The sequence below is a fragment of the Sphingobium vermicomposti genome (assembly GCF_011762025.1).
In the GTDB taxonomy this organism is placed as follows: Bacteria; Pseudomonadota; Alphaproteobacteria; order Sphingomonadales; family Sphingomonadaceae; genus Sphingobium; species Sphingobium vermicomposti.
This window is the reverse complement of sequence record NZ_JAASQR010000001.1, coordinates 381942-405037: the sequence shown is the minus strand read 5'-3', so window position 1 is coordinate 405037 and position 23096 is coordinate 381942. Positions and strand designations below refer to the sequence as shown.

Here is a 23096-nt window from a genome sequence, read left to right as displayed (position 1 = left end):
GCTTTGTCTAGATTATGCATAGTAGGTGCGGGCTTTACCGGCGCCGTGATCGGTCGCGAACTGGCTGAGGCCGGCATTCCTTCGCTGATTATCGACGAACGGCCCCATGTCGCGGGCAATTGCCATACGGAACGGGATGCCGAGTCAGGGGTGATGATCCACCGCTATGGCCCTCATATCTTCCATACCGACAGCGAGCGTGTATGGAATTATATCCGCTGCTTCGGGGAATTCGAGCCGTATGTGAACCGAGTCAAGGCGACTGTTAAAGGCAAAATTTATTCTTTGCCCGTCAACCTGCATACCATTAATCAGTTTTTTGGCACTTCCATGTCGCCGGCCGAAGCCCGCGCATTCATAGCTTCAAAAGCGCGGAATGACATACAGGATCCCCAGACCTTCGAGGAACAGGGGATGAAATTCGTCGGCGAAGAGTTATATGAGGCTTTTTTCGCAGGCTATACCCGTAAACAATGGGGCATAGAGCCGTCCGAACTGCCGGCCTCAATCCTCAAGCGCTTGCCCTTGCGCTTCAACTACGACGATAATTATTTCAACCATCGGTTCCAAGGCATGCCTCGGGAAGGATACAGCAAGATCGTAGAAACCATTCTCGATCACCCGCTGATCGAGTTGCGCAGACAAGTCCGTTTCGAGGATTTGGATGAATCTTTCCAGCATCTTTTCTATTCTGGGCCGATTGACCGCTACTTCAACTTCGACCTCGGCCGCCTTGCCTATCGCACGCTGGATTTTCAGATGATTCGTGCTGAAGGGGATTTTCAAGGCACGGCCGTGATGAACTATCCTGACAGCGACGTGCCTTTCACTCGCATCGCCGAGCACAAGCATTTTGCACCGTGGGAAGCTGGCCACCTCGAAGAAACTGTCGCCTTCCGGGAATATAGCCGTGCTTGCGGCCCAGATGACATTCCCTATTATCCTGTAAATCTGGTAGGAGGCGTCGATTTGCTGAAAACCTATCAGGACCGAGCATCGGAGTTGAAGGATGTGACTTTCGTCGGACGACTCGGAACATTTCAGTATCTCGACATGGACGTGACCATTGATCGTGCGCTGGATGTTGCCCAAGCTTATCTGAAACAACGTGCCGCACACTGACAGGCAGCAAAAGAGTCGGAATGAACGCGCCGCTGCTCACGACTGGCCGCTTCGCCTTTACCCTCTTTACTTTGCTGGAGGGGTTAGAAAAGCTCCCTGCCGGACCCACGGGTGATGCCAAGGTCGACCGCGGACAGGTGGTCGCACATGGCGCGTCCACCGTACGACTGGACCGTCTGTTCGATATCTTCTTCGAAAGCTACTGGACTCGGCATGCGGGACTTACTGAAGTCGCGCTGACCGGTAGGCTAATGGGCAGGGCGCAAATCGAAATATGGCGCCGAGATTCTCTGAGTGGGTTGGAGGAAGCTGTAGTCTCTATCCAAATGGAAGGAAACGGGCAGGCTTTTGCGGCGTCTGTTACCTTGCACCTGGCTTGCGATGAGGAGCATGCAAGCTGCTTGTTCGCGAAGCTGCATCTGGCCGAGGGCAGTGTGTTGAGCGAACTGCGCTGGTGTGCCGCAGTTCCGCCAGTGCGGGACGTGCGTTTAACGGGCATCATATGCACCTTCAATCGTGAGGAAATGCTAGCCGGCAATCTGGCGCAATTTGCGGCAGAAGTAGCTTTTTTACATCGGTTGATCGTCGTTAATCAGGGCGACCCGGGTATAGCTGACCGCATGACGGTATTGGACAAGTCGTCAACGCCGATCATGTTTGTCGACCAACCCAATCTGGGTGGTGCCGGCGGATTTACCCGAGGGATAGTTGAAGGGCTGGATGACCCGGAGGCGACGCACTTCCTGTTGATGGACGATGACATCGACGCTCAGCCGGCACTGTTGGCCCGGATCGTCGCCGTCCTCGCGTATGCAGCAGAACGACATTGTGTTGGCGGCGCGATGTTGGACATCCAAGAGCCCGGCAGGCTGTTCACTTGTGGCGACCAAATGCATCCGACCCGCCCTACCATCATCAATATCGCGCCGGACAAAGATGATGATGATATAGCGACCAATGCGGGGCGCGATTTCGTGGCGCGGCAGCATAGAGTTGACTTCAACGGGTGGTGGTGCTTCGCCTTTCCCGTGGCGGCAGTCCGGCGATGCGGCCTGCCTTTGCCGCTCTTTATCCGGGGCGACGACGTCGAATTCGGACTACGTTTGACCCACGCCGGATTCTCGACCCTGCCTTGGCCGGGTATCGCGGTGTGGCATGCCCCGTTTTACCTAAAGGCCCGGGCTTGGCAGGCCTTTTACGACCGCCGAAACATGCTGTTTCTGAATGCGTTGCATCGGCTTTATCCCCGCCGTCGTGAAGTTCGGTCCGCTTGGGGTAGCTTTCGCAACGCACTCAAGGTCCGCGACTATGCCCGCGCGGATGCTGTCATTGCCGGCGTGCAGGCCTTCAACGGTGGGGTGGTGCAACTCGAACATTGGTCGGGAGCTAACCACGACGCACTGGTGAAGCGTGCAGCACAGCACCATGTACGGTTCGGCTGGGTCCGCGTCGCGTCGTTGTGGTTGCGCGCAGTTTCATCCCTCATTCGGCTGCGTTTACAGCCGCGCCCTGACCCTCGGACCGTGTTACGCCTAACAACAACGGATTTCTGGCGGGTATATTTGCCCGCTAAAACAGCTAATGCCTCATCGTCATGCAACAAGGGCTTTGCAAATTGCCCCGATGACGGCATTGCTCCTTCTTTATCGGTCAAAACCAAGAGTGTGAATTCATGCGATCCCAATATTCCAAAGTCCTGACAGCCACCGCATCGATAGCGGTGCTGTCGGGCTGCGGGGGTTTCGACACCTCGGTTGGCCCCAGCAAGGGGCATATTTCTAGAATCGAACGTGCCGGCACTGTCCAGGGGGTGCGCGTAATCGACGTCACCGATCAGGTGGCGCGACAGATCCAAGCTCAGGAGATGCACGCGAGTTTCGCAAAAGATCTGCCTCAGGCGCAGCCCACCGGCCAGAGGATCGGGAAAGGCGATGTGCTGTCCGTGCTGATTTGGGAAGCGCCGCCAGCTGCGCTGTTCGGCGGCTCTAGTCTGGGAAGTACCACGGTTATGGGAGCGGCGAATACTACCGCACTTCCCGAGATGCAGGTTGGGCCTGCCGGGGACATTACAGTGCCCTATGCGGGACGCATCCTCGTTCAAGGGCGTAGTCTACCCGAGATTGAGCGTGAGATCGTTCGCCGTTTGTCTGGCAAGGCGCATTTGCCGCAGGTTGCCGTGCGCCTCATACACAACGCATCCTCCCAGGTTACGGTTGTCGGAGAAGTGGCTTCGAATGCGCTGGTGCCTTTGACACCCAAGGGTGAAAGGCTTCTGGACGCTATTGCTCGTGCTGGCGGCACCCGACAGCCGGTAGATAAGATGATGATCCAGCTCACCCGCGGAGATCGCGTGGAAAGCATGCCGCTGTCGGATATCATTGCCAATCCTCAAGAAAATATTGTCATGCAAGCGGGCGATATCGTGACCGCCTTGTTCCAGCCGTTCAGCTTCACCGCGCTAGGGGCGATCGGCCGCAATCAGGAAGTCAATTTCGAGGCGCGAGGCATCACCCTATCGCAAGCGTTGGGCCGCGTTGTAGGACTAGAAGACCGGCGCGCCGATCCAAAGGGCGTGTTCCTGTTCCGCTGGGCCGACCCACGCGCGATTCCAGGCGGCGCGATGAACGCCGGACAAGACGGGCAGGGCCGCGTCCCCGTCATCTACCGCATCGACATGAAGGATCCAGCGACCTATTTCGCCATGCAGAGCTTTACAATGCAGGACAAGGACGTGCTCTACGTCTCCAACTCTCCTGTGGCCGAATTCCAGCGCTTTTTTGGTATAATCGCATCGACCGTGCTTCCGGTTTTGGCAGTTAACCGAGCGCTATAACATGGTGGGTAAAATTAATTCCGAATGCCCCGCTGTTTTGGCTCAGCACAGCCCGATCGTCCAGCGGTTGATAGCTCCAAACCAAGAAGTCAATTGCGAGCAGGCGCTATTTTTTCACAGCATTGGTTTGGCGGGCTACGATTTGAGTTCCGCCACATTCTACGCTTTTAAGGGAGCGAGGCTTAAATTCGATAGCTATTTCAACTCGTTCCCAGCCTACGCCTTCGACTTCGCATCAGCCAACCGATTGGAAGTGCATGTCACGGCAAAGGGGCGATTTATTTTCGAACTGGTTTTGGTTCGCCCAGACAAGAGTCATCAAAATCTCTATCACACCGTTATTGACGGTGATGGCGTGACCAGGGTCATCGAGATCCCGCAAATTTCGCTCAATGGGATGATATTCGCACGGTTCGTGGCGATAGACGATCTAACGATTCACGCAGTTGATTACGTGGTCGCGGGGGCAGTGCGGAACCATGTGCGGCTGACAGGGGTCATCACGACGTTTAGGCGCGATGCTGCCGTGCAGAAGACAATGGAACGGTTACAGGATTATTTCACGGCTAATCCCGATATAAGCGGCGATTTCGAGTTGTTGGTGATCGACAATGGGGGGGAGACCGACAGAAGCGCTTTCGCCAGGGGTCGGGTGATCAAGAGCAGCAATTATGGTGGCGCGGGTGGTTTTACGCGCGGATTACTGGAAACGGTGAGAGATGGGACATCCTCCCACGTGTTGTTCATGGATGATGACGCAGTCTTCTTTCCTGAAACCTTAAGACGAACCATGGCGATACTGCGCTATTCCGCTGACCCGGCGCTGGCGATCAGCGGTTCGATGATCACGGAGTCGCGCAAATGGCGTCTGTGGGAAGCTAGCGCAACCTTCAATGAGCGTTGTCGGCCGCTGCACAACGGGCGTGACCTGCGCAAATTCGACGAGGTGGTCGCAACTATCCAAATCGATTCGAGTTGGAATCGCTACGGTGGATGGTGGTATTTCTGTTTCCCTATTGCGGCGGTGAAGACTTGGCCTTTCCCTTTCTTCGTACGGGGTGATGACATCTGTTTTTCGTTGGCGAACGCATTCAACATTCTGAATGTCCCAGGCATTGCGAGCCATCAGGACGATTTCTTCGCTAAGCAGTCGCCCATGACGGTCTATCTCGATATGCGTTATCATCTGGCTGCTCATCTTATGTTTGAGCGACTGGAACTGGATCGGCCCGGCATCAAGGCGATGATGCGAAGCTATTTCGATCGGTTCAACGATTCCTATCATTATGAATCGGCTGAAGCTCTGCTGATGGCGATGGATGATGTGATGGAAGGAGAGCGCTTTTGGGAAGGCAACTTGGACATGGCGCAGCGCCGGTCTGACTTGAGCCGACTGACCGTGAATGAAAAGCTGATAACGCCCCTGCAGTTCGCCAGTGGCGAGACTGCCGCTCATTCGTCCAAACGGCACCGTGGAAAGTGGCGTGCCTTGTGGCGCAAGCTCAGCTTCAACGGGCATTTGCTGCCGGACCGCTTCTTCTATTCGAAGGGCGTGCTGTTCCCGCTCGATGTGCGGGCGAACGCACGGGACACCTTCCGTCGGCGTTGGACGGTGACATTCGATGCGAGTACGCGCACCGGCTATATTTGCCGCATCGACAAGGACCGCTACTTTGTCAATCGTCGGCGGTTCAGGGTGGCGATGCGTCGGCTGCTGGACAACTATGATGCGCTCAAGACGGCCTATCGCCATCACGGGGAGACGATGACGACGCGCGACGCTTGGGAAAGGCGGTTGGGCCTCGTTCACCGTCGCAGATAACGGATGGATCAGTGCTTTCGAGAAAGACGGCGGCTGGGGTTACACTTTTTGATCTAGGCCTAATAAAAATATCCGGACAAGGATGAGGGGCAGGGCCTAAGCCCCGCCCGCCCGATTTCACTTACGACTCAGTACCGCATCTTGCCCGTAAATCTCGGGCGCCTTCATCGCCTCTCGCAGCTCCTTTGCATTTCGAGCAGAAAGCGGCACCAGCTTCTTTTGCGCCTTGTTGTATCCGCGCAAGGCGAAATGCTGAATGAGGAAATCTAGATCACCATCAGGCAGGTGCACCACCTCGATCAAGCATTCAAAATCAGCGAGCGATGGCAGGACCGGAATCAGCCCCTTCAAGACGGGCACCTCATGTCCTTCTACGTCAATCTTAAGCAGCAGGGAAATGTCCTGCGGCCGATCGGCGATGCGCGAAAGTACCGTGCCAAGCGTGGTTGTGTTGACCTCCACAGGTTTGTAGTTTTTTGGCGTGTCGCCATCGCGCGAGAACCGGGTTGTCCCAGACCATTTAGGATCGACATATAATGTCTGAACCCCTTCATGGTCTGACATTGCCGAACCGATGATGTTGATATTTGCCAAGCCTGACTCACGAATGGTTCGGCGCAGGCGGCGCAGGATGGTGGGGTTGGGCTCGAAGGCAAACACCTTGGCTCCGATCGGGAGAGGGGTGTGAACCAGCATCTCACCATAGTTGGCGCCGACATCGAGAAGGTGGGTCCAGCGCTTCTCCAGTATCAAGAGCTTCCATGCCCGCATTGTTTCCGGGTTGAGGTGTCCGCCCGCCGCCACCAGCTTTTGCCCGCGCGTGTCGTTCTCATCGACATAGACGCGGATGCCCTGAGGATTAACGACATTATCCAGCGATTTCCCCTTGGGCTTTGCTGCCGCCCCGGTGCCTGCGGGAGAAAGCACCACATCTCCATGGTTGGCCCCCCACAAGGGCGCAATCACTTTGTCGTTCGTCTCATCGATCGCAGAAGAGATGATGCGGGAGAAGACCGGCGTCTTCTTGCAGTAATCCCACCATTTTTCATAATGCGCGAAATAGTGAGAATCTAGCCGGTGGAAGTTGCCCATCATGATCGGCCCTTTGCCCGCCTTGGCGATATGTTCGATCAGATCCTTGGTCTGCTTCGGCGTAAAGAACAGATGAAATGGCTTCTTTGCGAACCCGGCAAAGTGAATCACACTCGGGTTACTCACCTCGCTTTTCGGGCCATAGCTAAAGAAGCGATAGTTGTAGCGATCGTCCATCAACTTGAAATTGCTGCCATGGGTCAGAGACCAAAGCCCCTGATCGCCAAATCCCGCGCCCACGGTATCCTTCGCCCATTGAGCAACCTCGCAATAATGGGTCAGGCTCAGCGATTCCGCCCTGAATTTATTCAGGTTGATTACGATCGAACCGCTATTGAAGATGCCCTGCGAAATACGGACAACGGTTTCCTTATCCTGTGTCCGATCGAAAAACTCCCGCGCAGGTTCCACGTAGAGTTGCGGCTCATTCGTCCATTTGTTTAACTCGCGACAGACGAGCAGATATTTGCCATCAAAGTCCGCCTGGTAGAACGCGGTCAGATCATCCACAACGGCGGTATCGAGTGCGTCGAGGTATACAACCCGGTCAAGGTCTTGCGGCAGATATTCGTGGGCCACAAACCAGAGGAACCGCTCGCTATCCGGCTTTCCACCAATCCGCTTCATCTCCTCGAAATGTGGCAGGTGCTTGTCGCCAACCCGCACCTCGAAGAAATCCACGTTAGGTAAAGACCGGCAATATCGGTCGAACTCAGACAGCTTTTCGTCATTTATTGAGGTATGAAACAACCAGAAATTGATGCGCTGATTTCGATGTGTTTCCGAAAGCGAGCAAATCAGCACCTGAATGACTTCCGCGCGCTCATTGGAGCAGGAGGTCATGACGTTGATGGTTTCGTACTGGGCGCCTGTCAGATAATCCCTTGGTGTTCGCGCTGGAGAATCAGCCTCTTCGTCGCGTGCGAAAAATCTTCTTACGGTGTCTATTGGTCTCATATTTTGTTTAGCCTTTCGCTTGCGGGTCAATCCGCATGTCTAGCGACGGCCAGCTAATCTAGAGATGGCGATATCGTCAATCTGATCCGGAAGGGCTAGAGGCTGACAGAGCATCTTTTAAAGTGTTAATCCTACCTCGAATATGGGTGCGGCGGCAGCACGGTCCTCGCGGCGAAGGCCGGGGTGAAGCGTATCGTCGCTCGTCGCTTCCAACGGTCGATAAGAGTGAACGAAATAGATATGCGAATATAGCTGGGGCTGATGCGTGAGCCGTTTCTGAATCCGGCCATCCCGTTCAGCATGATGAAGATATCGCTTCTGTCAAAGGCGTCGCACCTACTCAAGCGCGCTGGCCTTCGCTGCGGGCGAGGTCAGTTGATTCAGCGTCGGAGGCAAACCCGGATGCCCACCGAGAGACCGGGACCGCCTGCTTGTCTCTGAGATATCCGCAAACTCCTGGAATAGCTCGCCATCGGTCGCTTCAACCTTTCGAACAAGCACCTTAATGCCGCTTGGCTGGTCCTGTATCCATATGCAATGTCGGACCGTCATTGCCTTTTACGATGTTTCCCTGGCTGCCAGAACCCAATGTTATTCTGCTGCCTGAGCAGCGGTTGTTTAAGATCTGGGACTTAGACGTTGGTCCGCCACGCCCGGTCTTCAAATCGATACAGCCCGCCGGATTGGCATCTGCCACATTGCCCTCAATCCGCAAATTGCGCGAAGGCCCTTCGTTGTTCTGGGTGCGAATGGCAGGAACGGCTTTCACATTTGGACCGATCCTATTCCCCGTCACTGTTACGCCGTCGACATAGTCAATGCCGATTGCACCGACGCCACCCCGCGTGACGTTGCCCGAAAGGATGTTACCGCTGATGGTCGCATGATCAGACTTGTGATCTGCCGTTATTCCCTCCGCCCCGTTGCCGGTGGAGCGATTGTTGAGAATGCGGTTATAAGTACACGTATGCTGGGAAATGCCGATCAATCTATTGTTCGAGAAACGACTGCTGCGCAGTACGTTGTGTGAACATCGCGATCGCTGGCCATCGAACATAATGCCATGGCCCTGATTGTTGATGGCTGCGACATTATCGAATTGATTGCCACTACCCAGAACGGCGATCCCTGAACCTTTGCATGCTTTCTCCGGAATATTGCATGCTTTCGCCCCGTCGATAGTGAAACCAGAAAAGCTGTTATTGTTGCCGGTCACCATTAGCCCCGATGACTCACCTAAACGCAAGAATGTCGTGCTGGCCCCGCGCAATTTGATTCCAGATCTCTTCACATTCACTCGTGATCGCAGAGCACAAACCTTACCGCGAGGAAGCAAGACCGATCCGCCGCTCGGTAGGCTATTGATCGCCTGATTCAGTTGGGGAGAAATGTCAGTCGCGCCATCACACTGGAATGCTGGAGCAGCGTTGGCCTGCACCGGGATCAAAACGACGGCTACAGCATAAAGGCAAAATTTTTTCATCGGCGACCTCCACCAGACTGAAATGAAAATCATTCATTAGCATCATGGCTTTTGCGCCTGAAGCGGCGCCGGCTTTTTGACAAGACGTCAAGCTAGTCTCGACCTGGGATTGGTAAGGAAGAAGATGGCAGATAGCACTATTCCTACGCTCGAGGATGCGATCACCTCGTTGCTGTCAGTCAGTGTGCGTCAATTTGCTCCTTCAGATCGAGATGACGGATCGCCTCAGGCACGCCTTGCCGCACTTGCGAACCATTCTCTCCTTCGTTAGGGGCAGGTGCAACTTAAGTTACGGTAAACAGGTGGTCTTGGTGGAAAGCATTATATTGCAGCTGTCACAATCCTTGGCGAATTGGGGGAAGAATGCCACGCCGGTAAAAAAAGGCGAATGGGTCGTTCTTTCCGGGTTAGATAGCAATGCTGATGACAGCTCTATCACTGACCTCTTCTTTGCAGATCTGCCAGGGCACGCACATCGGTTCGATGGCGGGTTTTCCAATCTGGACTGCTACAGTCAGGTGAACAGCGGAACGCTGAGAAATTCCCTTTATCCGGAACTATTTCTGCAGCACAGCGCGATCAACAAGCTGGCGCTGAGGATGTCGGTGAAGGGGCCGTTGGCTTTGCAGGTCGGCGTCGGACGCCAAGGCGAGCCCGTCAAATTGCTGGTGGAAAAGGAACTTTTATCGGAGGCCGACCAAGCTGACCAAGTCCGCGAGGTAGAAATTCCGGTCAACTTCCGTAGCGTGGTGGGGGAATCTTCGCGGCTATTCTGGGTTGCTCGCGCCCTTTCGGACGGCGTCGACCTGAACAACGCGGCCTGGGGCACATATGCGCCCAAAAAGGTCGATGCCAAAATGATGGTGGCGCTTCGCACGTTCGGCCGAACGCAGGATATATTGACGCTGATCGAACAGTTTCAGGACAGCGCGTCAAAATCCGGCCAGTCCCATTATGCGCGGATGTTGAAAAACACTTTCTTCCTCATCCTCGACACCAGTGCCGGGCTGGAAGATGACGATTACGACCTATTGAAGCGGTTTCCCGACATTCAGTTCCACGTCATCAGGGGCGCAAATCTGGGCGGCGGCGGCAATATGAGCCAGATCATGCGGCTATTGGAGGCGGCGTCCCAAGATTCGGGCGTGGAGCCGGACGAGTTGTTGCTGCTGGACGATGACCTTCATCTGTCGATGGAGTCGCTTTACCGTCACTGGGCATCGACGCTTTTCCGCACCGACAGGACTATTTTCACGCTGCCGGTCTTCACAAAGAGCGACCCCCGCAAGATGTGGGAAGATGGTGCCTTTTGGGGCCGTTTTCTGGATGCGGAAAAGCGGTCGCGCCGAACAAACCTTGCGCCGCGTCTCCTTCGCCATAATCTGAATTTCAAGCTGTTCGATCATCTGGATATGCTGGCGACCCCCAATTATCCGGAATATTGCACGTTCATTTTCTTCAGCCTGCCGTGGTCGCTGTTCGGGCAACTGGGCTATCCGCTTGCGATCTTCCTGCGGGGGGATGACATTGAATACAGCCTGCGCAGCAAGGCGAAGGCTGGCGTCCGTATCCTTTCCAACCCGAATTTGGCGGCGTGGCATGAACCGGCGCACTCCTATGGGCAGGAATATATGTCGATCGCCCATGGGATCATCATCAATATGATCTATGGTCATTCCAAACCAGAGGCATTGGTCCGATATTTTCAGCAGCAGGCCCTACGCCACGTCAGCCTGAACGATTATCGCGGTCTGCAACTTTATATCGATGTGCTCAACGACCTGTTTTCGAAGATCATATTCCTCGAAAATGGTTTCGCCGCGCATTATATCGAAAAACTGAAATATTTCAAAAACTTCGATGCCGAATTTGAACATGTGCCCCATGAAATCCTTGCGGACAAGCGCCATGCCCTGGCAGGCAGCAGCAAGCACATGGCGGAACATCCATTCCTGTATATGCCGGTGGAGAACCGCAACGCCATCGGAACGGTGATGCTTCACAACCATCATAGCAAGACGATCAAGCTGTATAATTTCGAAGATTCGCAGGTACAGGAACAGGCATCACGAGCGGCGGCCGAACTATTTGGGCTGATCGCGCGGATTCCGGCAGAATATAAGGCACTTCGCGAGCATTATTCCAGCCGCATGAAAGAATCGAGCAGCGTCGAATATTGGGATCGGGAGTTGGCACTGCATGACGCGCCCACAACCATAGCGCAATCCCTGCAGCGGGAGGCGGTGAATGCGTAAAAAGCGCGGGTCCGCTAGCGGTATAGAGCTTGTTTCAAGTCAGAATCCGCACGGTTTTTTGACGGGTGAAGCTGGCTGCAGCATCATGTCTCATCCTTCGATTGGCGGTTTTGCCCTTGACGGCATTGTGCGGGACGGAAAAGTCGAGGCTGCGGATGTCGGATCAGGCATTCCGGCATGGATGACAGGGGCGGGGTGGCATCTGAAACCCGTGTCCAACGGAGCATGGGCATTGCTCAATCAAGGGCTTATGCAAGCGGCGCTGGTTTCCGACGGCGACAGCGTACGACTGGGCGCATTTGATCCGAACTGGACGTCATCAAGCCTGTCCTGGCTGATCTACCGGGATGAGGCGAGCGGCTATTTCCTCATCAATAATGGGGCTGGAGGCTGGCTTGCATTTGATGGCAACGCGTTGGGCCTGATCAGGCACGATGGCGCGCTTCGCGCAGAAATGTGCTGGCAATTGGGCGCTCCTGTATTCGCGGCGGATATACGTGAGGACAAGCAGGAGAGCCAACATCGCAGCAAGCGTTCCCGCAGATTGGGGAAAATGAGCCTGTTTGCGCGCTGACCGGCATCACTGCCGAGGAGTAGGCTAGTCCTGCATCAGGGGGAATAGATGAGTTCGTTGGAATATAATATCCATATCTTTCCTGAGACGTGTAATGCCCATTTGCTGTATCCCGTCGAGATGATGACCCAGAATCTTCGGGAGCGGCGTTATAGCGATGCTGACGAAATCGGTTACCATGCCCTGATACGGAGTAGTCCGCACCCAAGGTTGCGGGAGCATCTGTACACGCTTCAGGTACATGCCAGCCTAATTGGCATGAGGGCGTGCAGTTCCCATCTGGTGAAATCGTCGAGGCTGTTAAACCCTATTGTGAAATCGGATCTGGCGCGCGCCCTTGCGTCCAGAGAGACTCGCGTTGAAAATATCGATCCAGATATGCTGGTGGGAAAGCGATTTACCTATATGAAAATTTTCGGCGCGGTCATGAGCGAAGGCATAATGGCCCGTGATGGCGCGATCGAAGATATTCCTAGCGACAATGAACGATATTGGAACATAGCAGGGGATTCTCTTCAGTTTTTTCGCTCTGATCGAAGTCTAACCAGCGAATATAGTGTCATGATAAGAAAATCTGATGCAGACTATATTATAGGTTATTTCAAGAAGACGATGGTCTCGCATATTCTAAGGTTCTCCCATGGAATTGCGTGACCTAATCTTGTTCGGTTCATCGAACTCTGAAATTTTTGATTATATCTTTGGTGACAATCCTCGCTATCATCCTTTTTGGGCATCCGGATGGACCGCGAGAGGATTGCGAGCAGAGAAGACCTATGATTATGTCCGCACACTTGCCGGTGGGCTTTCGCGAGAAAGCAATGTCATCCTGAATTTCGGCGTATCAGACATAGATATTTCCACCGGCTACAAAGCCCGCAAGGAGGGGTTTTATGACCTAGCCGCTTTCCTGCATGAGGTAGCGGACGGCATCCTTTCACTCAATGTCTTTCTTCGCGGTCTTGGCTTCAACCGAATAACCGCGTCATTTTTGTTCCCTCCCGTTGCCATTGGGGATGATTTTTTCTTTCCTCGATTTAATTTTTACCCTCTGCCCGTGACGATGCGAGGACGGATGATCTTTGATCTCGCAGATATGGTGTCTCGGGAGATGGAGACGGTTAACACACTTGCATCCCTAGCGGTATCTTCGGAATTTCCTGTTCTGCATCCGAAATATATGCGGAGAAATGTGGAAAATCATCCCGATTATATAGCCTGTCAGGATGTCATATGGAGTCAGCTTGCCGAAATTGACGGTATGATCTCACGCCGGAATCCCGCTCATCAGAAACTTTATCCGCATGTGGGCGAGAACATCAATTCGGCGATGGCCGAAGGGAAAGCCCGCCCGCGAACGGTCAGGTGATGAACAGCACCGGTTTCGTGGAAACCGCTTATCTATTTTTTCCCCTACAGGCGCGCCGGATGTCGCAGCCGCTTATCTTCAACAGCGCTCTGCCGCCTGAAGGGGTCGGATAGTATGAGGCCCGTGCGCGGGTCAGGCGGGCACAACTCCCAGGACAGACCGGATCGTACACTGGCACAATCGTGTTATCGAGCCCGATAAGGCGACGCTGGTATTCAACAGCACAATTCTTCAAACCGTCCAACTCGTCGACTAGCGTAAGCATCCGGCGAAGGCCGCGGCGACGTCCGTTTAGTTTGGGTGGAGGATTCCGTCTGTCTCGATCAGCTTCAAGGCTTGAGCGAGGGTCTTGCCGCGGTGGATGCAGAACCAGGCGCCGGTATGGCGATGCCATTGGATGTTAAAGCGATCCGGAGCGATCCAGTCCAGGCGGACGAACGGCGCGTCGAACTCTTCCCCGCGGTTATCGGCGAAGCCAGAGCGGTACCGCTGAAGAAAGCGGTAGCGGGTTCCGTGCCACTTGCCTTGGATATCGACCGGGTAGTTGAATTCGGTGGGGCGCAGGACCGGCAAGAACCGCGGCTTCAGCACGTTGGTGATGAACCGTTCACAGGTGGTGGTGATGTGCGCCTTCTCAGGCGCTTCGAGCCCGCTCATTGAGCCGCGACCGGCACCGTCGGGCGGCAGCCGCGCCAGTTCCACGGCAGCAACTCGTCGAGACGACTGGCTGGGTGATCGGCGATGCGGGCGAGGACGTCCGCGAGCCACGCCTGTGGATCGACGTCGTTGAGCTTGGCGGTGCCGATCAGGCTGTACATGACAGCTGCGCGCTGGCCGCCGCGATCCGAGCCGCAGAACAGCCATGACTTGCGGCCGAGGGCGATGCCGCGCAGCGCGCGCTCGGCGGCGTTGTTGGTGATACAGATCCTGCCATCACCGAGGAAGCGGGTGAACGCGTCCCAGCGGCGCAGCATGTAGTTGATGGCCTTGGCGAGGTCGTGGTTGCGCGAGAGCTTTCTGAGCTGCTCGGTCAGCCAGGCATGGAGCTCGCTCATCAGCGGCGCGCTGCGTTCCTTCCGGCACACGAGGCGCTCCTCGGCAGGCAGTCCGTTGATCCCGCGCTCGATGTCGAAAAGCTTGTCGAGCCGCTGCACCGCTTCGAGCGCGATCGGATAGATCAGCCCGGTGCGTTCACCCCGGCTCTTCTTGCGCGCGGCGCCCTCGACGTTGGCGAGCTCGAAGAACTTGCGCCGGGCGTGAGCGAAGCAGCCGGCTTCCAGAACCGGCCCCGGCTTGCGGCTCGCAGCATAGAGCTCGCCATAGCCGCCATAGGCATCGGCTTGGAGAATGCCGAACCAGGAAGCGAGATGCGCCCGCGGATGCTCGCCGCGCCGGTCGCGCGAGTAGTGGAACAGGGCGGCCGGCGGCGCGGGTCCGGCAAAGGGCCGGTCGTCACGAGCATAGACCCACAATCGGCCGGTATCGGTCTTGCCCTTGGCGAGCACCGGCACGGTGGTGTCGTCGCCATGCAATCGCTCGGCCGCCAGCACATGGGTCTCGAGGCGCCGATAGAGCGGCATCAGCGCGAATGCCGCCGCGCCGACCTGGTCGGCGAGTGTCGAGGTGCTCAGCGGCACGCCTTCGCGGGCGTAGCGCTCGGCCTGGCGGTTCAGCGGTTGATGCTGGCCGAACTTCTCGAACAGCAGCATGGCGAGGAAGCTCGGCCCCGCCCAGCCGCGCGGGACGACATGGAACGGCGCCGGCGGCTGGGTGATAGCCTCGCAGTCCCGGCAGGAGAACTTCTCGCGTACGGTCTGAATGACCTTCCAGGCCCGGGGGATCACCTCGAGCGTCTCGGTCACATCCTCGCCGAGCTTCGACAGGCGGCTGCCGCCACAGGCGGGGCATGAACATGGCGCGGGCACGACGACGCGTGTCCGCGGCAGGTGCTCGGGAAACGGCTTCCTCGCCGGCCGCTTGCGCTCGAACGCAGTGACGGTCGCTATCTTCGTCGTGGCGGCTTCGGCAAGCAGGTCGTCTTCGGCTGCATCACCTTCGAGGTCTTCCAGCTGAAGCTCCATCTGCTCGAGGAGCCGCCGGGTGCGTTCGGCGCTGGCGCCGTACTGCTCGCGCTTGAGCTTGGCGATCTGCAGCTTGAGGTGCGCGATCACCGCCTCGGTTGCGCTCTCCCGGGCGCGGGCGTTGGCGAGCTGGGCCTCGGCCTCATCGGCCTTGTGGAGCGCGCAAGCCAGCAGCGCCTTGAGCGCTTCAACGTCGTCCGGGAAGGGCGAAACGGCGGCTTCCATGGATCGAGTGAATCAGCATCCACCTGGCGCCGCAAGATCAAAATGGACTCCGACTGCGATTATCCGGCGCTGGCCGGACGCCAGGAATACTGCGGGTTACGCCAGTCGATCCCGTCGAGCAGGCAGGCCAGTTGGGAGCTCGTCAGAGAGACCGCCCCTTCCTTGGCAGAGGGCCACACGAACCGGCCCTTCTCGAGCCGCTTAGCATAAAGCGACATGCCGATCCCGTCGTGCCAGATGATCTTCACCAGTGAGCCAGCGCGGCCTCGGAACACGAACAGGTCACCGCCGTGCGGATCGCGCTTCAGCCCCTGCTGGACCATCAGCGCCAGGCCCTGCATGCCCTTCCTCATATCGGTATGACCCATCGCGATCCACACCCGCGCGCCCGCAGGGATCACCGCAGTGCCTTCAATGCCGCGGCCACCTGCAACGGCAATGCCGACGCGAAGATGCTCACCCGCTTGCCGCGCGCCAGATCGATGATCATCGCAGGACAGGTGCCAGAACCGCCCGACCTCGCGTCCTCGGCAACCACGGCCTCGGCAAACCGCGGCTCTGACAGACCCTGCGGCGCCGGTTCGACGGGTGCTTGGCGGAACTTGCGCCGCCAGGTGTAGATCAGCGCCGTCGAGATATCGTGCCGCCGGCAGACCTCCGCCACGCAGGCACCCGGTGAAAACGCCTCCGTCAGAATCCGCAGCCGTTCTTCATCGCTCCACCGTCGGCGCCGTTCTGGCCCCGCGAACACCGTGATCTGCCCCATCGACCGCTCCTAAGCGCACTCTCAAGTGCACGCTTAAGACCGCTCGCTCACCGACCGGACAAGGCGGGACCCGCCGGAGGGATACAAATGAAACGACGTCGAAATTCCATCAACAGTGTCCAACGCCGCTTGCAGATAGAGGCTATACTACGGGGCCTTCATCCTGGCTGTCGTCTGGGCGCTGGTTCGGGGGGCGGCGCGCAGCGGGACGGAACTGCTATGGGCAGCCGCCGCAATGACCGCACTGATACCGCTGAGCAGCTTCACGGCGGTCGCAGGCCTGGGCTGGAGCCACGGCGGGGCCGATCATCTGATCGATGCGGTCGCCATTGTAGGCGCGATCGGCTTTGCTTTCATGGCGCAAGCCGCCAGACGACGCGCGATCGCTGGACCGCGCGACAGCGTGTGGTCGAGCATGTCCAAGGAACGATTGGTCGAAGCATGACGCCCGGCGCGGGCGGCCCTTTTCGACTCGCAGATGCGAGGTCTTTCGGCCGCGGCGCCTTATCGCGTCAGGCTCAGCACCGACCGCCTGCCTTCGACCGCAAAGCCGCTTGTCGGCCAAGGCTGGCCGCTTCACGCCGAAGCCAGGCGTTTGCCGCTGCCCGGCCATCCGAGCCGAGCCGCCGCTCATATTCCGGCCGGAGCCTTTCGCGATCTTGCGCGATCGAGCAGGCACCACTCGCAGCGCCGCCTTTGCGCTTGCGAACATTGGTGTGCTCGTTGTTGGGCGCGGTGTGCTGCTGGAGCAGATTGCCCTGATGCATGATCATGGCCTGATTACCGGCATCGATCAGAGCTTGCGCCTGCGCGCCCGTTGTCCCCATCAATGCTGCAATGAGAATTACAGCTACCGTCGGACGTGGTCTGCGCATGGGGCGGCTCCAGAAGGATTTCGCGGGTGATCCTGCGCCGGCGATGCGACCTGGCAATGCAAAGGCGATGACTGATTGCCTATGCACGGTGAACGTCGTGGTGAGGCGAGGTCCGTGCAGAATGGCCGCGAACGGCGCGTTTTAACGATCCAGCCACGATCCCAAGGCCCGCCGAGCAGCAGCCTTACAAAATCTCTCGCGCGACGGCGAGGAGGCTGAGCGCCAAAGCGACCAGGCTGGGAATGATGACCGCCGCACCGCAGATGAAGGCGAGTACGCCGACCCAGTTCCACTGCAATGTCCGTGTCATCGACATTTCCTCTATTCCATCGGACTCGGTGGTGTTCATATTACGAACTCTTCGCGTGGGGCACGGTTTCAGCTCGATCGCTCTCTTCCGCCTCGGCCAAGGGCCTGTCGGAGTGGGCGTCTATGAAGATACGCTCCGCGGCGCCATCGAGATCCTCATACTGCCCATCGCGCATCGACCAGAGAAAAGCGCCCAAGCCAGCCAAGCCCATCAGCAGGGCGATCGGCACGAGCCAGAGGAAGGCGCTCACGCCGCCGCTCCGGCAGGTATCGGCGCGCGTCCTCGGTCGCTCGGATCGAAGCGTGGCTTGGCCGGCCGCGGAATGCGCAGCGAATTGGCCACAACCGAGATCGATGACAGCGACATGGCCACGGCCGCGAGCAGCGGACTGACATGGCCCGCCAAGGCGATCGGAATGACCAGCAGGTTGTAGCCGACCGAAAGCGCCAGATTCTGGCGAACGAGACTGCGTGTTTTGCGCGCAACGCGTATCGCTTGCGGGATCGTCGTCAGATCCTGCCCGAAAAACACGACATCGGCGGCGGCACGGCCGATATCGGCGGCGTTCGAAGGGGCCATGGACACATGAGCGGCAGCGAGAGCCGGTCCATCGTTCAGCCCATCGCCGACCATCATGGCCTTGCCCTGCCGGGCGGCCAGCACCTCGAGCCGTTGCACCTTCTGCTGGGGCAGGAGACCAGCGCGAAACTGGGAAATACCGATCGAGGCCGCAAGCGCCGAGACAGCCTCCGGGCGGTCGCCCGAGAGCAGCTCGAGGGGCAGACCGAGGTCGTTGATCTGACGCACCGTTTCGCGCGCGCTCGTCTTCTCGAGATCGGAGAAGGCAAAATGGCCCGCCAGTTCGCCATCCACCGACAGCACCGTGGAAAAGCGATTCTTTGCGGCGTCACGCGCAGCCAGCGCCCAGTCGGCGCGCCCGAGCCTGAATTTTCTGCCCTCGCTGGACGCTTCCAAGCCCTTCCCCGGAAGTTCCGAAAAGCCTTCCAGCACGATGTTTGATGGATGCTCGCCGCTGGCCGCGATCGCCCGCGCGACCGGGTGCTCGGATCGTGAGGCCATCTCCAGCGCGACCTTCTGATAGCGCCTGTCGATTTCGCTTTCGGTCACCCGCAGATCGCCGATCGTCAGGGTCCCCGTCTTGTCGAATACGACGATGTCGATGTCGGCCAAACGCTCGAGCGCGCTGCCGTCCTTCAGGGCAATTCCGCGCTCGAACAACCGCTTTGCGGCCACCATCTGCACCATGGGAATGGCAAGGCCGAGGGCACAGGGGCATGTGATGATGAGCACGGAAATGGCGATGGTCAGCGACCGATGCCAGTCGCCGCTCGCCAGGAACCAACCAGCAAAAGCCGCGAAAGCGAGCGAGTGGATGATCGGCGAATAATAAGCCGCGGCGCGATCCGCCAAACGTCTGTAGCGCGCGCGCCCCTGCTCGGCGGCTTCCATCATCCGGACCATTTCGGAGAGAAAGGACCGCGCGCTAATATTGGTGACGCGAATTTCCAGCGAGCCGTCGAGGTTGAGCATGCCGGACAGGAGCCTGCTTCCGCTCGTCACGGGCACGGGCATCGCCTCGCCGGTTACCGCGGCGGTGTCGACATCGCCCTCGCCGGCAAGGACAATGCCGTCGAGGGGCACGCGTTCCCCCGGAGCCAGCAGGATGACGTCCCCCACCGCGATTTGGTCGAGCGGCAGGAATGCGCGTGATCCATCAGGCACGAGCACTTTGGCGCCTGCGGGCATCATTCTCGTAAGGCCCAGCACGGCGGACCGCGCCTTGTCGCGCATGAGGTGATCGAGCGTCCGGCCGATCAGCAAAAAGAAGATCAAGGTGACGACCGCATCGAAATAGGCATGGGGGCCGGAATGCAAGGTGTCGAAAAGGCTCAGGGCTAGCGCAAGAACGATGCCAATCGAGATGGGCACGTCCATGTTGGTGTGACCGGCACGCAGGGCAGACCAGGCCGACTGGAAAAAGATGCGCCCCGAATAGACGACGGTCGGCAGGGCGAGCAGCGCCGATATCAGGTGGAACAACTGGCGCGTGCCGGCGTCGGCCCCCGACCATACCGACACCGAAAGCAGCATGATGTTCATGGCCGCGAAACCCGAAACCGCGGTCGCGAGAATCAATCGGCGCTTTTCATTATCCGGCCGATCTTCGAGCATGCTCAGGAGATTGGCTTCGAAGCCGGCGCCGGACAGCGTCTCCAGCAAGGGCGGAACGCCGCCCGCCCGCCGCCATGTGACCGTCACGCGCCGCGTCGAGAGATTGACGCGCGCCGATGCAACGCCCTCAAGCCCGGTCAGAACCCGCTCGATTTTCGCCATGCATCCGCCGCAGTGGGCGGTCGGAACCGACAATTGTGTCTGGAGAAGGTCATCCTCCAGGACGCGGCTGGCGAGGACAAGTTCGTCGACCGATTGTCGGGCCAGTGTGGGCTGCGCAATATCATCCATGGCGGCACACGAGGCCATGGCTAGCTGCCCGCGTCTGCGACCGCGCGATAGGCGTGCCAGGTGGCATGACCGATCCAGGGAAAGATGACGATGAGCCCCAGCAGCCCGGTCGCCACGCACAGGACGAAGAGCGCGAGAACGATCCCGCCCCAGACGATCATCGGCGCAAGGTTGTTCCAGACCAGGGCCATGCTGGTCCCCATGGCGGTGAGCGCATCGACTTTCCGGTCGAGCAACATGGGAATGGCGAAGACGCTGATCGCGAAGGCGAAGGCGGCGAACAATCCTCCGATCATCGTGCCGACGCCGAGGATGATCCAGCCCACGGGATCGGTCACGAGGAAGGCGGTGATATGGCTGAGGCCGGGGAACGAGCGGACGCCGAAGAACAGCGCATAGATGAGCACCGCCGAGCGCATCCACAACAGCATGAGAAGGCTGAGAAGCACCCCGGTGAAGAACACCTGCGGTCCCGCCGCGGGTTTCACCACGAGCATCTGGCGCAGGCCGATCTCCCCTCCCTGCTCGCGAAGCCGACTCTTCTCATAGAGTCCGATGGCGAGCAGGGGGGCGACGATCATGAAGCCGGCGAGCGCGGGAAACAGAATATAGTCGCGTCCGTAGAGGAGAAGGGTCGCGATCGCGGCGATCGACAACAGGAAAACGACGAGTCCGTAAGCGAGGCTGGGGATCGGCCGGTGCGTCAGATCGCGCCAGCCAGCGCCAAGCCATCGGATGCCGACGAATGGGGGAAGGTGGCGTTGCAGCCGGACGTTTCGCGTTTCCTCGATAGTCGAGGTCTCGCTCAGCAAGCCATAGGAAGCGTTCTTCTCGCTCATATCCCGCTACCTTTCAGCACGCCGATTTCGCCGCGCGATATTGGCCGCCTTCACCCGCCCGCTCCTTCAAATGTCCTACGCAATCGGGCTGGGACTGGAATGCGACGTAAAGCAGATGCGCGTTGGCCAGCACGAACACCAGCAGCGCTGCCGCCACGAGCGCCAGGACCAGCCAGCGCGACTTGTACCGCGCCGCCCTCATCGCCCGGGCAAGCTCAACGAATGGACGTAGAGCGCCAATATCTTGATATCGGTCTCGCTCAACCGCTCGTCCCAGGTCGGCATATGGCCCTGCCGCCCACCGTGAACGGTCTCGACGATCTGATCGAGCTCGCCTCCATAGATCCACCGCGCGTCCGTCAGATTGGGGGCGCCGACCTCGCGTTTGCCGCGCGCATCCTCGCCATGGCAGATCGCGCAGTTCGCCGCGAACACATCGCGGCCGGACATCACCGAAGCGCGATTGGCCGGCGTCACGAATTTGGGATGTGACAGCGAATAGACGTAGTTGGCCGCAAGGCTGACCTGATCGGCGTCGAGAATCCCATCGCGTCCGAACGAGGGCATCTGCGAGGTGCGGCCTTGCGGATGCTCGACATTGACCCCGACGCGCATCGTCTGGGCAATCGTTTCAAGATCACCCCCCCAGATCCAGTCGTCGTCGGTGAGGTCGGGATAGCCATAGCCGCCCTTCGCGTCGATGCCGTGGCAAGCCGCGCAATTGTCGCCGAACAGCCGGTGGCCCGTGCTGCGCACGATCGACATCAGGCGAGGATCCGCCGCGATCTGCGGGAGGCTTTCGCTTTCGATGCGTTTCATCCAGGCGGCGCGTCCCGCCTGCGCCTCGACCAGATGTTTCTCCACCGAAGTGCGTTGGTCCGTATTGAGGATGCCCTTGGTGTAGGTGTGCCCCACCGGCCAGGTCGGCATGAGAATCCACCAGGCGAAGGCAAAAAGATGCGTGACGATAAGGAAAATCAGCACGCCTTTGGGAACCGGCGTATCGAGTTCCTGGATGCCGTTCCAGATATGCCCGGTCGTCTCGCGACCGCTGACGGGATCGCGTTCTACGTCCACGGCTTGTCGTCCTGATCGAGCACGCTCTGCTTGGCCCGGTTGAACTTGCCGCGGTTGGACGGCCGGAAGGTATAGATGAGCACGCCGATCATCAGTCCGATGAGGTAGAACAGCCCCCAGCTTTTCGAGAATGCGACGAGTGCGTCGTGGCTTATGTCCATGTGCCTCTCCTCACGTCATTTCACCGGTTCGGGGGGCTTTTGCGGCGCGGCCGTGTTCTTGTACGCCGCGTCGGTCAATCGCCCGAGGACCTGCAGATAGGCGACCAGCGCGTCCATCTCGGTGACTTGCGTCGCGACATCGTCGAAAACTCGCACCTGCGTTTTTTCGCCATATCGCTCGGTCACGCCGGACGAGGTCGAACTTTCGGGCGTCGCCTGATCGTAGGCGTCGACCGCGGCGTTCTCGACCATGGCGTCGGTGTACGGGACGCCGGCGGCGCGCAGCGCTTTCAGATGCAAAGGAAGATCATTGAGCCGCAGTTCGGTGCGCGCCAGCCAGGGATAGGCGGGCATATTGGAGTCGGGCACGACATCGCGCGGATTGGTCAGGTGGGCGACGTGCCAGAAATCGGAATATTTGCCGCCGACGCGGGCGAGATCGGGGCCGGTCCGCTTCGATCCCCAGAGCATCGGATGGTCATGTTTGGATTCGACCGCGAGCGAATAGGGTCCATAGCGCTCGACCTCGTCCTGCAAGGTGCGGATCATCTGGCTGTGGCAGGCGTAGCAGCCCTCGCGAACATAGATGTTTCGTCCCGCCAGCTCCAGGGGGGTGTAGAGCCGCATGTCCGGCGCTTCCTCCACGGTTTCGTCGATGGTGAAGAGCGGGGCGATCTCGACAAGGCCGCCTACGCTGGCTGCCGCGATGATGGCGAGCACGAAGCCGATGGCGGTGCGCTCGAGCTTGCGGTGAAACAGCTCCGCCATCGC

The 23096-nt window shown here is 58.4% G+C and carries 24 protein-coding genes; 9 read left to right on the top strand and 15 right to left on the bottom strand.

Annotation, left to right across the window (positions count from 1 at the left end; all coding sequences use genetic code 11):
* The first annotated feature begins 3 nt into the window (after nt 1–3).
* From glf to FHS54_RS02010, 4 genes are read left to right on the top strand one after another with little or no spacing between them, the layout of a single operon-like run.
* A complete protein-coding gene (gene glf / locus FHS54_RS02025; protein ID WP_167302116.1) occupies nt 4–1122 on the top strand; it encodes a UDP-galactopyranose mutase in 1119 nt (372 codons plus the stop codon).
* A gap of 20 nt (nt 1123–1142) precedes the next feature.
* Complete coding sequence (locus FHS54_RS02020) at nt 1143–2822, top strand: glycosyltransferase family 2 protein (RefSeq protein WP_167302115.1); 1680 nt, start codon at nt 1143–1145, stop codon at nt 2820–2822.
* Complete coding sequence (locus FHS54_RS02015) at nt 2795–3955, top strand: polysaccharide biosynthesis/export family protein (RefSeq protein ID WP_167302114.1); 1161 nt, start codon at nt 2795–2797, stop codon at nt 3953–3955. The genes FHS54_RS02020 and FHS54_RS02015 overlap by 28 nt, the downstream gene beginning before the upstream one ends.
* A gap of 1 nt (nt 3956) precedes the next feature.
* Nucleotides 3957–5777, top strand: a complete 1821-nt coding sequence (locus tag FHS54_RS02010; RefSeq protein WP_167302113.1) for a glycosyltransferase family 2 protein — start codon at nt 3957–3959, stop codon at nt 5775–5777.
* A 117-nt stretch (nt 5778–5894) separates the two neighbouring features.
* Here the strand turns inward: FHS54_RS02010 and FHS54_RS02005 are convergent, their stop codons facing one another.
* Nucleotides 5895–7826 (bottom strand): FkbM family methyltransferase, encoded by a 1932-nt coding sequence (locus FHS54_RS02005; protein WP_167302112.1) that lies wholly within the window; start codon nt 7824–7826, stop codon nt 5895–5897.
* A gap of 502 nt (nt 7827–8328) precedes the next feature.
* A complete protein-coding gene (locus FHS54_RS02000; protein ID WP_167302111.1) occupies nt 8329–9342 on the bottom strand; it encodes a right-handed parallel beta-helix repeat-containing protein in 1014 nt (337 codons plus the stop codon).
* A gap of 572 nt (nt 9343–9914) precedes the next feature.
* Between FHS54_RS02000 and FHS54_RS01995 the strand changes: the two genes are divergently transcribed.
* From FHS54_RS01995 to FHS54_RS01980, 4 genes are read left to right on the top strand one after another with little or no spacing between them, the layout of a single operon-like run.
* A complete protein-coding gene (locus tag FHS54_RS01995) occupies nt 9915–11564 on the top strand; it encodes a glycosyltransferase family 2 protein (protein WP_167302110.1) in 1650 nt (549 codons plus the stop codon).
* Nucleotides 11557–12138, top strand: coding sequence for a hypothetical protein (locus FHS54_RS01990; protein ID WP_167302109.1), 582 nt, complete (start codon nt 11557–11559; stop codon nt 12136–12138). Before FHS54_RS01995 ends, FHS54_RS01990 begins: the two co-directional genes overlap by 8 nt.
* 48 nt (nt 12139–12186) lie before the next feature.
* The gene (locus FHS54_RS01985) at nt 12187–12792 is read left to right on the top strand and encodes a hypothetical protein (protein ID WP_167302108.1); all 606 of its coding nucleotides are present in this window, start codon (nt 12187–12189) and stop codon (nt 12790–12792) included.
* Complete coding sequence (locus FHS54_RS01980) at nt 12779–13507, top strand: hypothetical protein (RefSeq protein ID WP_167302107.1); 729 nt, start codon at nt 12779–12781, stop codon at nt 13505–13507. Before FHS54_RS01985 ends, FHS54_RS01980 begins: the two co-directional genes overlap by 14 nt.
* A 291-nt stretch (nt 13508–13798) precedes the next feature.
* Here FHS54_RS01980 and FHS54_RS01975 read toward each other — a convergent pair whose 3' ends face one another.
* From FHS54_RS01975 to tnpA, 4 genes are read right to left on the bottom strand one after another with little or no spacing between them, the layout of a single operon-like run.
* Nucleotides 13799–14164 (bottom strand): DUF3024 domain-containing protein, encoded by a 366-nt coding sequence (locus tag FHS54_RS01975; RefSeq protein WP_167301970.1) that lies wholly within the window; start codon nt 14162–14164, stop codon nt 13799–13801.
* The gene (tnpC, locus tag FHS54_RS01970) at nt 14161–15813 is read right to left on the bottom strand and encodes an IS66 family transposase (RefSeq protein WP_167301969.1); all 1653 of its coding nucleotides are present in this window, start codon (nt 15811–15813) and stop codon (nt 14161–14163) included. Before tnpC ends, FHS54_RS01975 begins: the two co-directional genes overlap by 4 nt.
* A gap of 59 nt (nt 15814–15872) precedes the next feature.
* Entirely contained in the window at nt 15873–16193 is a 321-nt protein-coding gene (gene tnpB, locus FHS54_RS16510) for an IS66 family insertion sequence element accessory protein TnpB (protein WP_341785936.1), read from the bottom strand.
* A 17-nt stretch (nt 16194–16210) separates the two neighbouring features.
* Nucleotides 16211–16579 (bottom strand): IS66-like element accessory protein TnpA, encoded by a 369-nt coding sequence (tnpA, locus tag FHS54_RS01960; RefSeq protein WP_167301968.1) that lies wholly within the window; start codon nt 16577–16579, stop codon nt 16211–16213.
* A gap of 235 nt (nt 16580–16814) precedes the next feature.
* Here tnpA and FHS54_RS01955 point away from each other — a divergent pair, with 235 nt between their 5' ends.
* The gene (locus FHS54_RS01955; protein WP_167302106.1) at nt 16815–17024 is read left to right on the top strand and encodes a hypothetical protein; all 210 of its coding nucleotides are present in this window, start codon (nt 16815–16817) and stop codon (nt 17022–17024) included.
* A 73-nt stretch (nt 17025–17097) separates the two neighbouring features.
* On the opposite strand, the gene FHS54_RS01950 is transcribed toward FHS54_RS01955, so the two are convergent.
* From FHS54_RS01950 to ccoO, 9 genes are all read right to left on the bottom strand, one after another.
* Nucleotides 17098–17454 carry a hypothetical protein gene (locus FHS54_RS01950; RefSeq protein WP_167302105.1) on the bottom strand — a complete coding sequence of 119 codons (357 nt, stop codon included), beginning with the start codon at nt 17452–17454 and terminating at the stop codon, nt 17098–17100.
* A gap of 184 nt (nt 17455–17638) precedes the next feature.
* Nucleotides 17639–17803: a hypothetical protein gene (locus FHS54_RS01945; RefSeq protein ID WP_167302104.1), complete on the bottom strand. Its 165-nt coding sequence runs from the start codon at nt 17801–17803 to the stop codon at nt 17639–17641.
* 1 nt (nt 17804) lies between these two features.
* Nucleotides 17805–18014, bottom strand: a complete 210-nt coding sequence (ccoS, locus tag FHS54_RS01940) for a cbb3-type cytochrome oxidase assembly protein CcoS (protein WP_167302103.1) — start codon at nt 18012–18014, stop codon at nt 17805–17807.
* Nucleotides 18011–20248: a heavy metal translocating P-type ATPase gene (locus FHS54_RS01935; RefSeq protein ID WP_279589129.1), complete on the bottom strand. Its 2238-nt coding sequence runs from the start codon at nt 20246–20248 to the stop codon at nt 18011–18013. Before FHS54_RS01935 ends, ccoS begins: the two co-directional genes overlap by 4 nt.
* A gap of 20 nt (nt 20249–20268) precedes the next feature.
* Nucleotides 20269–21087, bottom strand: coding sequence for a DUF2189 domain-containing protein (locus FHS54_RS01930; RefSeq protein ID WP_167302101.1), 819 nt, complete (start codon nt 21085–21087; stop codon nt 20269–20271).
* A 13-nt stretch (nt 21088–21100) separates the two neighbouring features.
* Nucleotides 21101–21289 carry a hypothetical protein gene (locus FHS54_RS01925; protein WP_167302100.1) on the bottom strand — a complete coding sequence of 63 codons (189 nt, stop codon included), beginning with the start codon at nt 21287–21289 and terminating at the stop codon, nt 21101–21103.
* Entirely contained in the window at nt 21286–22164 is an 879-nt protein-coding gene (gene ccoP, locus FHS54_RS01920; protein WP_167302099.1) for a cytochrome-c oxidase, cbb3-type subunit III, read from the bottom strand. The genes FHS54_RS01925 and ccoP overlap by 4 nt, the downstream gene beginning before the upstream one ends.
* Nucleotides 22155–22325, bottom strand: a complete 171-nt coding sequence (locus FHS54_RS16395) for a cbb3-type cytochrome c oxidase subunit 3 (RefSeq protein WP_167302098.1) — start codon at nt 22323–22325, stop codon at nt 22155–22157. Before FHS54_RS16395 ends, ccoP begins: the two co-directional genes overlap by 10 nt.
* 15 nt (nt 22326–22340) lie before the next feature.
* The gene (ccoO, locus tag FHS54_RS01910) at nt 22341–23093 is read right to left on the bottom strand and encodes a cytochrome-c oxidase, cbb3-type subunit II (RefSeq protein ID WP_167302097.1); all 753 of its coding nucleotides are present in this window, start codon (nt 23091–23093) and stop codon (nt 22341–22343) included.
* Nucleotides 23094–23096: the final 3 nt, after the last annotated feature.

Excerpts from the sequence above, each read along its gene's own strand:
- FHS54_RS01955 (WP_167302106.1), top strand. The coding sequence starts at position 16,815 with ATGACCGCACTGATACCGCTGAGCAGCTTCACGGCGGTCGCAGGCCTG.
- FHS54_RS16395 (WP_167302098.1), bottom strand. The coding sequence starts at position 22,325 with ATGGACATAAGCCACGACGCACTCGTCGCATTCTCGAAAAGCTGGGGG.
- FHS54_RS01930 (WP_167302101.1), bottom strand. The coding sequence starts at position 21,087 with ATGAGCGAGAAGAACGCTTCCTATGGCTTGCTGAGCGAGACCTCGACT.
- FHS54_RS02020 (WP_167302115.1), top strand. The coding sequence starts at position 1,143 with ATGAACGCGCCGCTGCTCACGACTGGCCGCTTCGCCTTTACCCTCTTT.
- FHS54_RS02000 (WP_167302111.1), bottom strand. The coding sequence starts at position 9,342 with ATGATTTTCATTTCAGTCTGGTGGAGGTCGCCGATGAAAAAATTTTGC.
- FHS54_RS02005 (WP_167302112.1), bottom strand. The coding sequence starts at position 7,826 with ATGAGACCAATAGACACCGTAAGAAGATTTTTCGCACGCGACGAAGAG.
- FHS54_RS01985 (WP_167302108.1), top strand. The coding sequence starts at position 12,187 with ATGAGTTCGTTGGAATATAATATCCATATCTTTCCTGAGACGTGTAAT.
- tnpC (WP_167301969.1), bottom strand. The coding sequence starts at position 15,813 with ATGGAAGCCGCCGTTTCGCCCTTCCCGGACGACGTTGAAGCGCTCAAG.
- FHS54_RS02010 (WP_167302113.1), top strand. The coding sequence starts at position 3,957 with ATGGTGGGTAAAATTAATTCCGAATGCCCCGCTGTTTTGGCTCAGCAC.
- FHS54_RS01935 (WP_279589129.1), bottom strand. The coding sequence starts at position 20,248 with ATGGATGATATTGCGCAGCCCACACTGGCCCGACAATCGGTCGACGAA.
- FHS54_RS01990 (WP_167302109.1), top strand. The coding sequence starts at position 11,557 with ATGCGTAAAAAGCGCGGGTCCGCTAGCGGTATAGAGCTTGTTTCAAGT.
- FHS54_RS02015 (WP_167302114.1), top strand. The coding sequence starts at position 2,795 with ATGCGATCCCAATATTCCAAAGTCCTGACAGCCACCGCATCGATAGCG.
- FHS54_RS01950 (WP_167302105.1), bottom strand. The coding sequence starts at position 17,454 with ATGCGCAGACCACGTCCGACGGTAGCTGTAATTCTCATTGCAGCATTG.
- FHS54_RS01945 (WP_167302104.1), bottom strand. The coding sequence starts at position 17,803 with ATGAACACCACCGAGTCCGATGGAATAGAGGAAATGTCGATGACACGG.
- FHS54_RS01925 (WP_167302100.1), bottom strand. The coding sequence starts at position 21,289 with ATGAGGGCGGCGCGGTACAAGTCGCGCTGGCTGGTCCTGGCGCTCGTG.
- ccoO (WP_167302097.1), bottom strand. The coding sequence starts at position 23,093 with ATGGCGGAGCTGTTTCACCGCAAGCTCGAGCGCACCGCCATCGGCTTC.
- FHS54_RS01975 (WP_167301970.1), bottom strand. The coding sequence starts at position 14,164 with ATGAGCGGGCTCGAAGCGCCTGAGAAGGCGCACATCACCACCACCTGT.
- tnpA (WP_167301968.1), bottom strand. The coding sequence starts at position 16,579 with ATGGGGCAGATCACGGTGTTCGCGGGGCCAGAACGGCGCCGACGGTGG.
- FHS54_RS01980 (WP_167302107.1), top strand. The coding sequence starts at position 12,779 with ATGGAATTGCGTGACCTAATCTTGTTCGGTTCATCGAACTCTGAAATT.